Annotated in this window: 12 protein-coding genes; all 12 read right to left on the bottom strand. The window is 62.2% G+C overall.

The window, feature by feature from the left end; translation table 11 throughout:
* Position 1: 1 nt before the first annotated feature.
* Positions 2–469 carry a flagellar motor switch protein FliN gene (fliN, locus tag PSFL_RS25580; RefSeq protein WP_057438810.1) on the bottom strand — a complete coding sequence of 156 codons (468 nt, stop codon included), beginning with the start codon at positions 467–469 and terminating at the stop codon, positions 2–4.
* A 43-nt stretch (positions 470–512) separates the two neighbouring features.
* Positions 513–1,481: a flagellar motor switch protein FliM gene (fliM, locus tag PSFL_RS25575; protein ID WP_029292532.1), complete on the bottom strand. Its 969-nt coding sequence runs from the start codon at positions 1,479–1,481 to the stop codon at positions 513–515.
* Between the two features lie 9 nt (positions 1,482–1,490).
* Positions 1,491–2,000 (bottom strand): flagellar basal body-associated protein FliL, encoded by a 510-nt coding sequence (fliL, locus tag PSFL_RS25570; protein ID WP_057438809.1) that lies wholly within the window; start codon positions 1,998–2,000, stop codon positions 1,491–1,493.
* Positions 2,001–2,214: 214 nt separating this feature from the next.
* Positions 2,215–3,522: a flagellar hook-length control protein FliK gene (locus PSFL_RS25565; RefSeq protein ID WP_397470627.1), complete on the bottom strand. Its 1,308-nt coding sequence runs from the start codon at positions 3,520–3,522 to the stop codon at positions 2,215–2,217.
* A gap of 90 nt (positions 3,523–3,612) precedes the next feature.
* The gene (locus PSFL_RS25560) at positions 3,613–3,954 is read right to left on the bottom strand and encodes an Hpt domain-containing protein (protein WP_057438808.1); all 342 of its coding nucleotides are present in this window, start codon (positions 3,952–3,954) and stop codon (positions 3,613–3,615) included.
* Between the two features lie 30 nt (positions 3,955–3,984).
* Positions 3,985–5,697 carry a SpoIIE family protein phosphatase gene (locus tag PSFL_RS25555; RefSeq protein WP_397470626.1) on the bottom strand — a complete coding sequence of 571 codons (1,713 nt, stop codon included), beginning with the start codon at positions 5,695–5,697 and terminating at the stop codon, positions 3,985–3,987.
* On the bottom strand, positions 5,694–5,996 hold the full coding sequence (locus PSFL_RS25550; RefSeq protein ID WP_057438807.1) for an STAS domain-containing protein: 303 nt from the start codon (positions 5,994–5,996) through the stop codon (positions 5,694–5,696). The genes PSFL_RS25555 and PSFL_RS25550 overlap by 4 nt, the downstream gene beginning before the upstream one ends.
* Positions 5,997–7,017: 1,021 nt before the next feature.
* Complete coding sequence (gene fliJ / locus PSFL_RS25545) at positions 7,018–7,467, bottom strand: flagellar export protein FliJ (RefSeq protein WP_057444567.1); 450 nt, start codon at positions 7,465–7,467, stop codon at positions 7,018–7,020.
* 6 nt (positions 7,468–7,473) lie between these two features.
* On the bottom strand, positions 7,474–8,832 hold the full coding sequence (gene fliI, locus PSFL_RS25540; RefSeq protein ID WP_057438806.1) for a flagellar protein export ATPase FliI: 1,359 nt from the start codon (positions 8,830–8,832) through the stop codon (positions 7,474–7,476).
* Positions 8,822–9,586 (bottom strand): flagellar assembly protein FliH, encoded by a 765-nt coding sequence (gene fliH / locus PSFL_RS25535; protein WP_057438805.1) that lies wholly within the window; start codon positions 9,584–9,586, stop codon positions 8,822–8,824. Before fliH ends, fliI begins: the two co-directional genes overlap by 11 nt.
* Before the next feature lie 10 nt (positions 9,587–9,596).
* Positions 9,597–10,616, bottom strand: a complete 1,020-nt coding sequence (fliG, locus tag PSFL_RS25530) for a flagellar motor switch protein FliG (RefSeq protein WP_057438804.1) — start codon at positions 10,614–10,616, stop codon at positions 9,597–9,599.
* Positions 10,609–12,384 carry a flagellar basal-body MS-ring/collar protein FliF gene (gene fliF, locus PSFL_RS25525; protein WP_115127660.1) on the bottom strand — a complete coding sequence of 592 codons (1,776 nt, stop codon included), beginning with the start codon at positions 12,382–12,384 and terminating at the stop codon, positions 10,609–10,611. The genes fliG and fliF overlap by 8 nt, the downstream gene beginning before the upstream one ends.
* Positions 12,385–12,388: the final 4 nt, after the last annotated feature.

Below are 12,388 nucleotides of genomic sequence, written 5' to 3'. Positions count from 1 at the left end.
CTCAGCGCAGCTTCTTGATACGTTCGCTGGGGCTGATCACGTCCGTCAGGCGGATGCCGAACTTCTCGTTGACCACCACCACTTCGCCATGGGCGATCAGCGTGCCGTTGACCAGCACATCCAGCGGCTCGCCGGCCAGGCGGTCGAGTTCGATCACCGACCCCTGGTTAAGTTGCAGCAGGTTACGGATATTGATTTCGGTGCTGCCCACTTCCATGGAGATCGACACCGGGATATCGAGGATCACGTCCAGGTTGGGCCCATCCAGCGAGACCGGCTCATGGTTCTTCGGCACGCTGCCAAACTCTTCCATAGGCAGGCGATTGCCCACTGGCGGGGTGGCGGCATCGGCCGCCAGCAAGGCGTCGATATCGTCCTGGCTGGCATCGCCGGTTTCTTCCAGGGCAGCCGCCCATTCGTCAGCCAGGGCCTGGTCTTCGGCGGAAGTGTTTTCGTGTTCGGTAGCCATTACATGTCCTCGGCGCAGCAAAAATCATCAATTAGGGGATGCATCAGCGACGGTTGATCGGCTCAACCACTTGCAACGCCAGGTTCCCTTTGTGGGAACCGAGCTTGACCTTGAACGACGGCACGCCATTGGCGCGCATAATCAATTCGTCTGGCAGTTCGACGGGGATCACATCCCCCGGCTGCATATGCAAAATGTCCCGCAGGCGCAGCTGGCGGCGCGCTACGGTGGCGCTCAGCGGTACGTCAACGTCCAGCAAGTCTTCGCGCAGGGCCTTGACCCAGCGCTCGTCCTGGTCGTCCAGGTCAGACTGGAAGCCCGCATCGAGCATCTCGCGCACCGGCTCGATCATCGAATACGGCATGGTCACGTGCAGGTCGCCGCCGCCGCCATCGAGTTCGATGTGGAAAGTGGAGACCACAATGGCTTCGCTGGGCCCGACGATGTTGGCCATGGCCGGGTTCACTTCCGAGTTGATGTACTCGAAATTGACTTCCATGATCGCCTGCCAGGCTTCCTTCAAGTCGATAAAGGCCTGTTCCAGCACCATGCGCACCACGCGCAACTCGGTAGGCGTGAATTCACGGCCTTCGATCTTGGCGTGACGGCCGTCACCGCCGAAGAAGTTGTCCACCAGCTTGAACACCAGCTTGGCGTCGAGGATGAACAGCGCGGTGCCACGCAGGGGCTTGATCTTGACCAGGTTGAGGCTGGTGGGCACGTACAGCGAATGCACGTACTCGCCAAACTTCATCACCTGCACGCCGCCCACCGCCACGTCCGCCGAACGGCGCAGCATGTTGAACATGCTGATACGGGTGTAGCGGGCAAAACGTTCGTTGATCATTTCCAGGGTCGGCATGCGTCCGCGGACGATGCGATCCTGGCTGGTCAGGTCATAACTTTTGACGCTGCCGGGCTCGGCAGCCATTTCGGTCTGTACCAGACCATCGTCGACACCATGCAACAGCGCATCGATTTCATCCTGGGACAGCAGGTCTTGCACGGCCATGTCGTGATCCTACTGCAATACGAAATTAGTGAAGAGCGCCTGCTCGACCACGACTTTGCCCAATTCTTTCTGGGCCACTTCCTGCACGCTGGCAGTGACTTTCTGGCGCAGCATTTCCTGGCCCACGGGGGTGGCCAGGCTGTCGAAACTCTGCCCGGAGAACAGCATCACCAGGTTGTTGCGGATCACCGGCATATGCACCTTGAGCGCATCCATGTCCGCCTGGTTGCGCGCCTGCAAGGTAATGCTCACCTGCAGGTAGCGTTGCCGACCGTTCTGGTTGTAGTTGGCAACAAAGGCCGGGAGCATCTGCTCGAAGATTGCCGGTTGCTTGACGTTGCTGGCGGTCTCGGCCACAGGTACCGGCTTGCTCTGGGCACTGTGCATAAAGTACCAGGTAGCCCCCACCGACACGCCAATGGCCAATAACAAGGCCACGACAATCAGCAGGATCATCTTGAGCTTGCCCTTGCCTGCTGCAGGTACTGTTGCTGTCGCTGCGTCGTCACTCTTCGCCATGCCAATAATCCGTCACTATTCGGGGTTTCATAGATCCACGGGAAGGCAAGAGCAAGTGTTATGCCAGAGTTGTCACGGATTTCAGCAACAGCGCAAAACCAATGTGGGAGCGGGCTTGCTCGCGATAGCGCTAGATCAGCCAGCAACTAGGTAACTGACATACCGCTATCGCGAGCAAGCCCGCTCCCACATTTTGATCGGTGTTGACCTCAGGTCAGGCGTAGTAGTCCACGGCGCTGGAGCCGATGACGGATTGGGCTATCGGTGCCGCCACTTCAGTGACTTCGCCCGCAAGGCCTGCGTCCTGCCCATCGCTGTGTCCACCACTGCCACTGACACCTCGCGCCTGGTTCTGCTGTTGCTCCTGACCCTGGCCCTGCCAGCCACGGGACTGGTCGGACACGTTCACGTCGACCTGGCCCATGCCCTGCTGGGCGAACATTTCCCGCAGGCGCCCGGACTGGCTTTCCAGGGCCTCGCGCACGGCGGCATGGCCGCTCATGAAGTTCACTTGGGCCTGCTGGTCGGCGGTGATGTTCACGCGGATATCCAGGCGTCCCAGTTCGGCCGGCTGCAATTGGATATCGGCAGATTTGAGGTTGGCGCTGGACAGGTACATGACCCGGTTAACCACCTCCTCGGTCCAGCCACCCTGATGCATGGCCAGCGGCTGGTTATTCAGGGGCAAGGCGTTGGTGGTCTTGGGGGTGGCAGCCTGGGTCAAGGCGGCCAGGCGATTGGCGAAGTCATCGACGCGGGTGTCACTGCTCGCGCCCTTCAAGTCCTTGAGGCCATCTTCGATCAGGCCGCTGAAAGCCTTCTCGCCACCCTGGTCGGTGCTGTCCTTGGCCGCCTGCTGGTCAACCATGGCCGCCAGGCCGTTGCTGAAGTTCTGCGCGGCGGTGGGTTCAGCCTGGGTCGGCAGGTTCTTTTGCGCTGCCTGGCTGCTGGCGGACACATGACCGCCCTGCTCCATCGCCAGGCGCACGGCTGGCAATGAGTCCAGTGGGTCAGCTTCGGGGTCGAAAGGCACGACCTCTTCAGCGACCGCAGGGGTGGTCACCAGCAACGGCGTGGTGGCGTCATCCGCTACAGCGGCCTGGACCGCTACCGGAGCGGGTGTCAGCGCCGCGATCGAGGCCGGATCGACCACTGGCGGCTGGGCTTGCGCCAGATCCTTGTCCGCGCCTTTGTCGTCATCGCTGGGGGCTGCCGCGTCGGCCTTGGCGGGCGGCGTGGCAGGCAAAGTCTTGCCGCTATCGGCAACCGCTGGAGTGCCAGCGGCAGGCTTGTCGCTGCCAACATCTTTCTTGGCGCTGGTGCTGGCTGGCTTGTCATGGCTCGGCTTGGGCGCCATATCCGCAGCCTTGGCCGGGGTCGCCTTGGACTCCTTGGCGAACACCTGTGCAAAGCCTGGCGCTTTGGCCCGCGTGTCTGCGGCCGTTGCCTGCGCATTCGCGGAGGACGCCTGGGGCTTGACCGCAGGAGCGGCTTGCAGGAGCGAGTTGGGGGCTAGAGGCATAAGTCAGGTCTCCGCTGCGCAGGGTCGAGGGCGCAGGCAGAAGATAGATAGCAAAAGTCGGGCCAGATTTTCAGGGCGGGCCTGCCGAGCCTAGAAGCGCTGGCGCTCCGACTCATACAGCGGCTTGACCAACGCAAACTCGTGATCAATCTGGTCGACCAGTTTGCCCAGGTCGGTAACCTCTTCCTTGGCCGACTCAGCCTCCAGTCGCTGGCACAACAGCGCCAGGCGCACCGCACCGAGGTTGCCGCTGCTGCCCTTGAAGCTGTGGGCGATACGCCCCAGGGCCTTGGCGTCATCGCGCGCCTTGCGCAACGCTTCAACGCGCTTTTGCGAGTCATCGAGGAAGGTGTCGAGCAAGTGGGGGTATTCACCCTCCATCACTTCCTGCAAACCCACCAACACTTCAGGGTCCATATGTATCTGCGTCACTTGTTCGCTCCTTGATCAAGAATCGACGGATTATGCCAGAGCCTCCCAGCAAAACTCCACGCACACACTGCGCCCGCCATCTGTCCAACGTACATTGCTGCTCAGTTGCCGGACCAGGTTCAGCCCGCGTCCGGACAGACGGTCGATATCCAACGGCCGCGCCAGGACTGTTTCGACATCGAACCCGGCGCCGCTGTCTTCGATACGCAGGCTCAGGCAACCACCCGCCTCGGTTGGAACCACGTTCACATGCACACGCACGTGGCCGCTGTTCAACTGGTCGAGCCGCTCATTGCGCTGGCGATAATAGCTGGCAAAGCCCTGCACATCGCGTTTGAGTCGGGAGTCCAGGCCCAGCACGCCATGCTCCAGGGCATTGGAGTACAGCTCGGCCATGACACTGTACAGCGCTCCGCTCTGGCCGCGCAGGCCATGTATTTCCAGGAGTAACTGCAACAGGTATGGCAATGGGTTGTAACGCTTGAGGGTCTCGGCACGAAACTCGAAACTCACCGACCAGTCCAGCGGGCAGGACTGGCCGCTGTCGGTGTACTGCAGGGGGGGCGCCAACAGCGATTGCTCGGCCAGCAGGGTGATTTCGACCAGGCTGATATCGTCCCGCACCTGCCCTCGGAATGCGGCAAGCGCCTGTTCGATTTCAAAAAACAGCTGCTCAGGCTCGCGGTTGGCGGCAAACACCCGTCGCAGGCGCTCGACCCCAAACAACTGGTCGTTGGCATCGGCGGTATCAATCACCCCATCGGACAGCAAGAACACCCGGTCGCCCAAGGCCATGGGCCAGACCTCGGTGCGGTCGTCAAAGGCCTCGGGCGCCAGCACGCCCAGGGGTAAATGCCGCGACACCAGCGGCGTGCGCCGCCCCGTGGCCACTTCATGCACATAGCCATCAGGCATGCCGCCGTTCCATACCTCCACCACCCGCCGCTGGTCACTGAGACACAACAGCGTGGCACAACAGAACATATCCACCGGCAGGATGCGTTTGAGCTTGGCGTTCATCTCCCGCAGGGTCTGCGCCAGGCCATAGCCCTTGGCGGTCATGCCGTAGAACACCTCGGCCAGGGGCATTGCGCCGACCGCCGCCGGCAAGCCATGCCCGGTGAAGTCGCCCAGCAGCACATGCATATCGCCCGACGGCGTATAGGCCGCCAGCAGCAGGTCGCCATTGAACAGCGCATAGGGCGATTGCAGGTAACGGATATTGTGCGCCGCGTTCAGGCAGCCAGAGTGGGCGACCTTATCGAACACCGCCTTGGCCACCCGTTGCTCATGCAGCAGGTAGTCATGGTGACGGGCGATCTGGTCGCGCTGCTCAAGCACGGTGGCCTGCAACCGACGCAGGCGGTCCATGGCGTTGATCTTCGCGGCCAGGATGATCTGGTTATAGGGCTTGGCCAGGAAGTCATCGCCACCGGCATCCAGGCAGCGCGCCAAGGCTTCGCTCTCACGCAGAGAGGTGAGAAAAATGATCGGCACCAGCGCCTCGCCGGCCAACTGCTTGATCCGCCGGGCCGCCTCGAAGCCGTCCATCACCGGCATCAGTGCATCCATCAACACCAGTTGCGGACGCTCACGAGCGAACACCTCGACCGCTTCCTGGCCATTACTGGCACTGAGCACCCGATGCCCCTGGCGTCGCACGATGCTCGACAGCAGCAGCCGGTCGGCAGCGCTGTCCTCGGCGATCAGTACCGTGAGGGTGTCCAGAGCCTGGGCACTCAACTGATGTCGAACAGTTTGTCGAAGTTGGAGATAGCGAGGATCTTGCGCACATCGGAGTTGCTGTTGATCACGCGCACATCCGCGTCATCACCAGCGTGATCACGCAACAGCAGCAACATGCCCAGGGCCGAGCTGTCGAGGTAAGTGGCCTCTTTCAAGTCCACGACGTAGGTTTCGGGAACCTTGTAGAACCGCTCATAGGAATCACGAAAGGATTGATGACTGCCGAAATCGAACCGGCCCTTGATTGCGATCGTCAATTTCTTCCCATCCAGGGATACTTCTGACTCGACTGACATACGACTGCTTCCTTGTCGTGGGTATGTGCAACAAGGTTTAGCAGGTGATCGGAGAGTGGGCAACAAACGCAATCAAATGTGCGGTGCGCTTGTGTGGTGTGGGCTTGCCTGCGATAGCGGTTTATCAGAAAAAATGAGCGACGGATCCGCCGATATCGCAGCATGAGTATCTACACAACTGCTCTTTTTTGGTTGTTGGGGGTGTGTGCATATCCGTTGCTGCGGTCATGGCGGCTATTGGTTCCCCCTTACGGCGGGTCACTTTCGAAGAGCGCGAAAGTAACCAAAGCGCTTTTGCCCCACCACTCGGTGCCTCGCCTAGGCTCGGCATGCCCGCAGTCAGGCATTGCTCCGTGGGCCCGCCGCGATCGGCCATCCATGGCCGTGTCGCGGCTACCCCGGCATCCATGCCGGGGTACCCACTGCGCAATACCTGCCTGCGGCCATCGTGGTTTAACGGGGCGCCTGAGATCAAGATCAAAAGCCAGATCAAAAGCAGAGCCAGTGCGCGAAGCTGCCTTCCCCTGTGGGAGCTGGCTTGCCTGCGATGGCGGCGTATCAGTCGATAAATGTATTGGCTGGTACGCCGCCATCGCAGGCAAGCCAGCTCCCACAGGTATAAGCGTACGCCTAGACGATCAGGTCGGCTGTCAGGCCGCCTCGCTTTGCTTTTGATCTGAGGCGCCCCGTTAAACCACGCTGGCCGTCATCCGATATTGATTTGGGGGGTAACCCGGCAGGACGCCGGGTTAGCCGCGCTGGGCCATGGATGGCCCAGCGCGGCGGCCCCCCAAATCAATGTCGGATGACGGGCACACCGAGCCTGGGCGAGGTGCCGAGTGGTGGGGCAAGAGCCCTTTTGGTTACTTTTGGGGCTCTTTTCCAAAAGTGACCCGCCGTAAGGGCGGAACCAATAGCCGCCATAACCGCAGCAATGGATATGTACACCCCCCCCAACAACCCAAAAAGAGCAAGTCGCGTAGATACTCATGGCTATCGCAATTTTTGCCTACCGACGCGGCTAGTACTGATCCTGGCGCGGCAGGCGCTGGGACAGTTCATCGAGCAACTTCTGCTCGCGCTTGTCCTCCAGGGCCCGCGCCTCATCGATGTAACGCTGCACCAGCTTGCGCAAGCCCTCGACCCGGGCGTAGGCCTGTTGCCAGCCTTCGCGGGCTTTGTCGAGGTTGTTCTGGTGCCAGGCCAGGCTCTGGCGCTGCTGGCCGACGGCGCTTTCCAACTGGTTGAGAAAGTGCTGATAGTTCATCAGCCACTGCCCGGAAACACCCTTGCTGCCGCGGTCAATCCACTGCTGCTGGTATTCGCCGCGAAAGCGCTCCAGGTCACCGAGCTTGCTCTCGGCCAGGCGCACCTGGCCCTGGAAATGCCCCAGGCGCTGGGCGGCGGTGCGTTCGGCGCTTTCGGCCATCTCCACCACGGGAGCAAGGCGCGCGGCGCGACTGGTTGCCATGGCCGGTTAACCGCCAGGCGCAGGGGCGAACACCGACGCCAGGTGCGCTTCGCTTTCGGCCATGCTGATATTGTCGTTCAGGCCCTGGCGCAGGTAGGTCACCAGTTGCGGTTGCAGGGCAATCGCCAGGTCGGTCTCGCGGTCGCCACCGGCCACATAGGCCCCCACGCTGATCAGGTCGCGGCTCTGTTGGTAGCGCGACCACAACTGCTTGAACTGCTGGGCGCGGGTCATATGCTCGGCGCTGACCACCGACGGCATCACCCGGCTGATGGACGCTTCGATATCAATGGCCGGGTAGTGCCCTTCCTCGGCCAGGCGCCGGGACAGCACGATATGCCCGTCGAGCACACCCCGCGCCGAGTCGGCAATCGGGTCCTGCTGGTCATCGCCTTCAGAGAGTACGGTGTAGAACGCCGTGATCGAGCCACCACCGGCCTCGGCATTACCCGCCCGCTCCACCAGCTTGGGCAGCTTGGCAAATACCGATGGCGGATAGCCCTTGGTTGCCGGCGGCTCGCCAATGGCCAGGGCGATTTCCCGCTGAGCCTGGGCGAAACGGGTGAGGGAGTCCATCAGCAACAGGACATTCTTGCCCTTGTCGCGAAAATATTCGGCAATCCGCGTGCAGTACATAGCCGCACGCAGACGCATCAGCGGCGCATCGTCCGCCGGCGAGGCCACCACGACCGAGCGCTTGAGGCCCTCTTCACCGAGGATATGCTCGATGAACTCCTTGACCTCACGGCCCCGCTCGCCGATCAGGCCGACCACGATAATGTCGGCCTCGGTAAAGCGCGTCATCATGCCCAGCAGCACACTCTTGCCCACACCGGTACCGGCGAACAGGCCCAGGCGCTGGCCGCGACCAACCGTCAATAAACCGTTGATACAACGAATACCCACGTCCAGTGGCTGGCTGATGGGGTTGCGCTTGAGCGGGTTGATGGTCGGGCCATCCATCGGCACCCAGTCTTCGGCCTTCATCCCGCCCTTGCCGTCGAGGGCGCGGCCGGCGCCGTCGAGCACCCGGCCGAGCATGCTCATGCCCATCGGCAGGCGCCCGGTATCGGCCAGTGGCACGACCCGCGCCCCCGGTGCGATACCGGCGAGACTGCCCACCGGCATCAGGAATATCTTGCTGCCGGAAAAGCCCATGACTTCCGCTTCCACCTGCACCGGGTGGTAGCTGTCATCGTTGATCACCAGGCAGCGGCTGCCCATGGCGGCGCGCAGGCCCTCGGCTTCGAGGGTCAGGCCGACCATGCGCAGCAGGCGGCCCTCAAGGATCGGTTGGCCGGGCAACTCGGTGGCTTCGGCATAAGCGCCCAGGCGTTTGGCGAAGCTGGTGCGGTCAAGGCGCATCCGGGGCGTCCAGGTCGATGCTCAGGTCGGGCGCCGCCGGATGCAGCACCTGCTCGTGCAACTGGTCGAACAGCTTGGCCATGATCTGCGCAATGCGCGTCTCGACCGTAGCGTCGATACGACTGTGCTCGGTCTCGACCCGGCAACCGCCAGGCTGCAACGCGGCATCCTCGACAATCCGCCAAGTCTCCTCATGGCGCTCGCGCAAGGCTTTGACCTGCTCGAAATCCTGGGGGTTGATGTACAGCCGCACATTGCCAACGCCCAGGGGCAGCAACTTGAGGGCTTCGCGCATCACGCTTTCAATCTGGCTGGAGTCCAGCACCAGCTCACGCTGGATAACCTGGCGGGAGATGTGCTCCACCAGGCCCACCATGGACTTTTCCAACTGCGAATCCTGCTCGGCAATCGGCGCGAACAGGCTGCCCATCAGGCGTTCCAGGCTGGCCAGCTTGGCACTCAGGGCCGCGTCAGCTTCCTGGCGGACCTTGAGCGTGGTGCTGTGAAACCCTTCTTTCTCGCCGGTGGCAAAGCCTTCGTTGTAAGCCTCCTGGCGGATGCTTTCGAGCTCTTCAAGGGTCAGTGGCTGGACTTCGTCCAGGGGCACTTCTTCCATCTCCACCGGCACTTCTTCGACCGGCTCAGGCTCGGGCTCAGGCTTATGCGGGTCGAAGCTGGGCAGCGACCAGACGTCGAACCCGCCGACGTCCCGGGCGCGAATCAGATCGCTGGGCGTCTCATCATTGTTCGACATGCGCTGCGCCTTAAATCATTTCTTCGCCGCCCTTCCCGCCGAGAACGATTTCTCCAGCTTCGGCCATACGGCGGGCAATGGTGAGGATTTCTTTCTGTGCGGTTTCCACGTCGCTGACGCGCACCGGACCCTTGGCTTCGAGGTCGTCGCGCAACAGTTCCGAGGCACGCTTGGACATGTTCTTGAAGATCTTTTCCTTGACGCCCTCGTCCGAGCCCTTGAGGGCCAGCACCAGCACATCGGAGGACACTTCACGCAGCAACGCCTGGATGCCACGGTCGTCGACATCGGACAGGTTGTTGAACACGAACATGAGGTCTTCGATCTGCACCGACAGGGTGTCGTCGATCTCGCGGATCGAGTCCATCAACTGGCCTTCCACCGAGCTGTCGAGGAAGTTCATGATGTCGGCCGCGCGCTTGATACCACCCAGGGTGGTACGGGCCGCGTTGGAGTTGCCGGAGAACTGCTTCTCCAGAATGGTGTTCAGTTCTTTCAAGGCCGCCGGTTGCACGGTATTCAACGACGAGACGCGCAGGATGATGTCCAGGCGCACCTTGTGGTCGAAATGGCCGAGCACTTCGCCGGCCTGGTCCGGGTCCAGGTAGGCCACGACGATCGCCTGGATCTGCGGGTGCTCGTAACGGATCACGTCCGCCACCGCCCGCGGTTCCATCCACTTGAGGCTGTCGAGGCCGCTGGTGTTGCCGCCCAGCAGGATGCGGTCGATCAGGCCGTTGGCTTTGTCTTCGCCCAGGGCCGAGGTGAGCATCTTGCGGATGTAGCTGTCGGAGCCGACACCCAGGCTGGTCTGGTCGCCGACGATCTCGACGAACTCGCTCATCACCTGCTCGACTTGCTCGCGGTGCACATTGCGCATCTGCGCCATGGCCACACCGACCCGTTGCACTTCCTTGGGGCCCATATGGCGCAGCACTTGGGCAGCGTCGGTCTCACCCAGGGACAGCAGCAGCACGGCGGCTTTGTCGACCCGGGTCAGCTTGGCAACAGAGGCTCGATTCTCACTCATCTGCGTTGATCCACTCTTTCACGACCTGGGCCACACGACCCGGGTCTTCTGCCACCAGACTTTTGATTGCATTCAACTGCGCGTCATACCCTTCACTCGGGCTTGGCAGCAGAATGCTCTGCGGCCCGCCGAGGCTGACGCGGTCGTTGGCCAGTTCGCCATCCAGGCCGCCCATGCCACCCAACTCGACATCGCCGAACGGCGCCAGCTGCTTCTTGCCGTGGCCGGTGATGTTGTTGAGCACAGGGCGCAGCACGCCGAACACCAGCACCAGGATGAACAACACCCCCAGCACTTGTTTGACGATGTCCCAGAACCAGGGTTGAGAGTAGAACGGAATATCGGCGATCACCTCAGCGCGCTCCAGGGAGAACGGCATGTTGATCACGCTGACACTGTCGCCACGGCTGGCATCGAAGCCCACGGCGTCCTGCACCAGGCGCGTGAAGCGCGCCAATTCATCGGCGGTCCACGGCGCGCGGGTGGTTTCGCCGTTGGCGGCGTTGATCTTGACCTGGTCATCCACCACCACCGACACCGACAGGCGGTTCAAGCGCCCTTGCTGTTGCTTGGTGTGGCTGATGGAGCGGTCCAGCTCGAAGTTCTTGGTGGACTGCTGACGCTTGTCAGCCGGGTATGGCGCGAGCATTGGCTGGCCGGTGGCCGGGTCCATGATTTGCTGGCCGTTGGCGTCCAACAGCGGCTGGCCGGGCTGGATCGCGCTGGCGGTCGCGGCGGCGCCACCGGTGGTTTGCGGGGCACTGGCCGGGGCTGGCGGTTGATTGCTCAGGGCGCCGGGTACGCCTTGCGGAGGACCATTGGCGGCAGTGCGCTGTTCGCTGGTCGATTGCTCGCTGCGCAGGGCCGGCTGGTCGGGGTTGAACTGCTCGGAGGTCGACTCGACAGCGCTGAAGTCCACGTCGGCAGACACTTCGGCCTTGTAGCGGTCGTTACCCAGTACCGGCTGCAGGATGTTGTGCACGCGCTGGGTGAGCATGCTTTCCATGCGGCGGCTGTAGTCGAACTGCTTGCCGGCCATGGTCAGCGCGGAGTTTTCCGCCTGGTCGGAAAGCAGGTTGCCTTTCTGGTCGACCACGGTGATCTGCGATTTGCTCAACTCGGGAACGCTGGTCGCCACCAGATTGACGATGGCCAGGACCTGGCCCGGCTCCAGGGAGCGCCCGGCAAACAGCTCGACCAGTACCGAGGCGCTGGGCTTGCGCTCATCGCGTACGAATACCGAGCTTTTCGGGATGGCCAGGTGCACACGGGCACCCTTGACGTTATTCAGGCTGGCGATGGTGCGCGCCAGTTCGCCTTCCAGGCCACGACGGTAGCGGGTGGCTTCCATGAACTGGCTGGTACCCAGGCCCTGGTCTTTGTCGAGGATCTCAAAGCCGATGTTGCCATCGGTCGGCGCCACGCCCGCGCCGGCCAGCTTCAGGCGGGCACGGGCGACGTCGTCGGCCTTGACCAGCAAGGCGCCGGAGTTGGGCTCGACGGTGTAGGCAATATCGGAGGCGGCCAGGGTTTCCATGACCTGCTTGGCGTCCATCCCCGCCAGACTGCCATAGAGCGGCCGGTAATCAGGCTGCTGGGACCACAACACCACGGCAAAACCAATTGCCACGCTGGCAGCCAGGCCGACCATCAGGCCCACCTGACGCAACATGGTCATTTCGGAGAGGTTTTCCAGGAACGACAGGCCAAACAGCGGCGGTTTGCCGTCTGTCTTGGCGGGTACGTTATCCACGACTGCTTCTGCCATGACT

Source organism: Pseudomonas sp. DD1 (genome assembly GCF_044510355.1).
Classification (GTDB): domain Bacteria; phylum Pseudomonadota; class Gammaproteobacteria; order Pseudomonadales; family Pseudomonadaceae; genus Aquipseudomonas; species Aquipseudomonas shahriarae.
Note: the sequence above shows the minus strand (reverse complement) of the source record. Positions and strands in the feature narration are given on the sequence as shown.

Coding starts and splice junctions, on each gene's coding strand:
- fliM (WP_029292532.1), bottom strand. CDS start 1,481: ATGGCCGTGCAAGACCTGCTGTCCCAGGATGAAATCGATGCGCTGTTG.
- fliL (WP_057438809.1), bottom strand. CDS start 2,000: ATGGCGAAGAGTGACGACGCAGCGACAGCAACAGTACCTGCAGCAGGC.
- fliH (WP_057438805.1), bottom strand. CDS start 9,586: ATGTCGAACAATGATGAGACGCCCAGCGATCTGATTCGCGCCCGGGAC.
- fliG (WP_057438804.1), bottom strand. CDS start 10,616: ATGAGTGAGAATCGAGCCTCTGTTGCCAAGCTGACCCGGGTCGACAAA.
- PSFL_RS25550 (WP_057438807.1), bottom strand. CDS start 5,996: ATGTCAGTCGAGTCAGAAGTATCCCTGGATGGGAAGAAATTGACGATC.
- fliF (WP_115127660.1), bottom strand. CDS start 12,384: ATGGCAGAAGCAGTCGTGGATAACGTACCCGCCAAGACAGACGGCAAA.
- fliJ (WP_057444567.1), bottom strand. CDS start 7,467: ATGGCAACCAGTCGCGCCGCGCGCCTTGCTCCCGTGGTGGAGATGGCC.
- fliN (WP_057438810.1), bottom strand. CDS start 469: ATGGCTACCGAACACGAAAACACTTCCGCCGAAGACCAGGCCCTGGCT.
- PSFL_RS25565 (WP_397470627.1), bottom strand. CDS start 3,522: ATGCCTCTAGCCCCCAACTCGCTCCTGCAAGCCGCTCCTGCGGTCAAG.
- fliI (WP_057438806.1), bottom strand. CDS start 8,832: ATGCGCCTTGACCGCACCAGCTTCGCCAAACGCCTGGGCGCTTATGCC.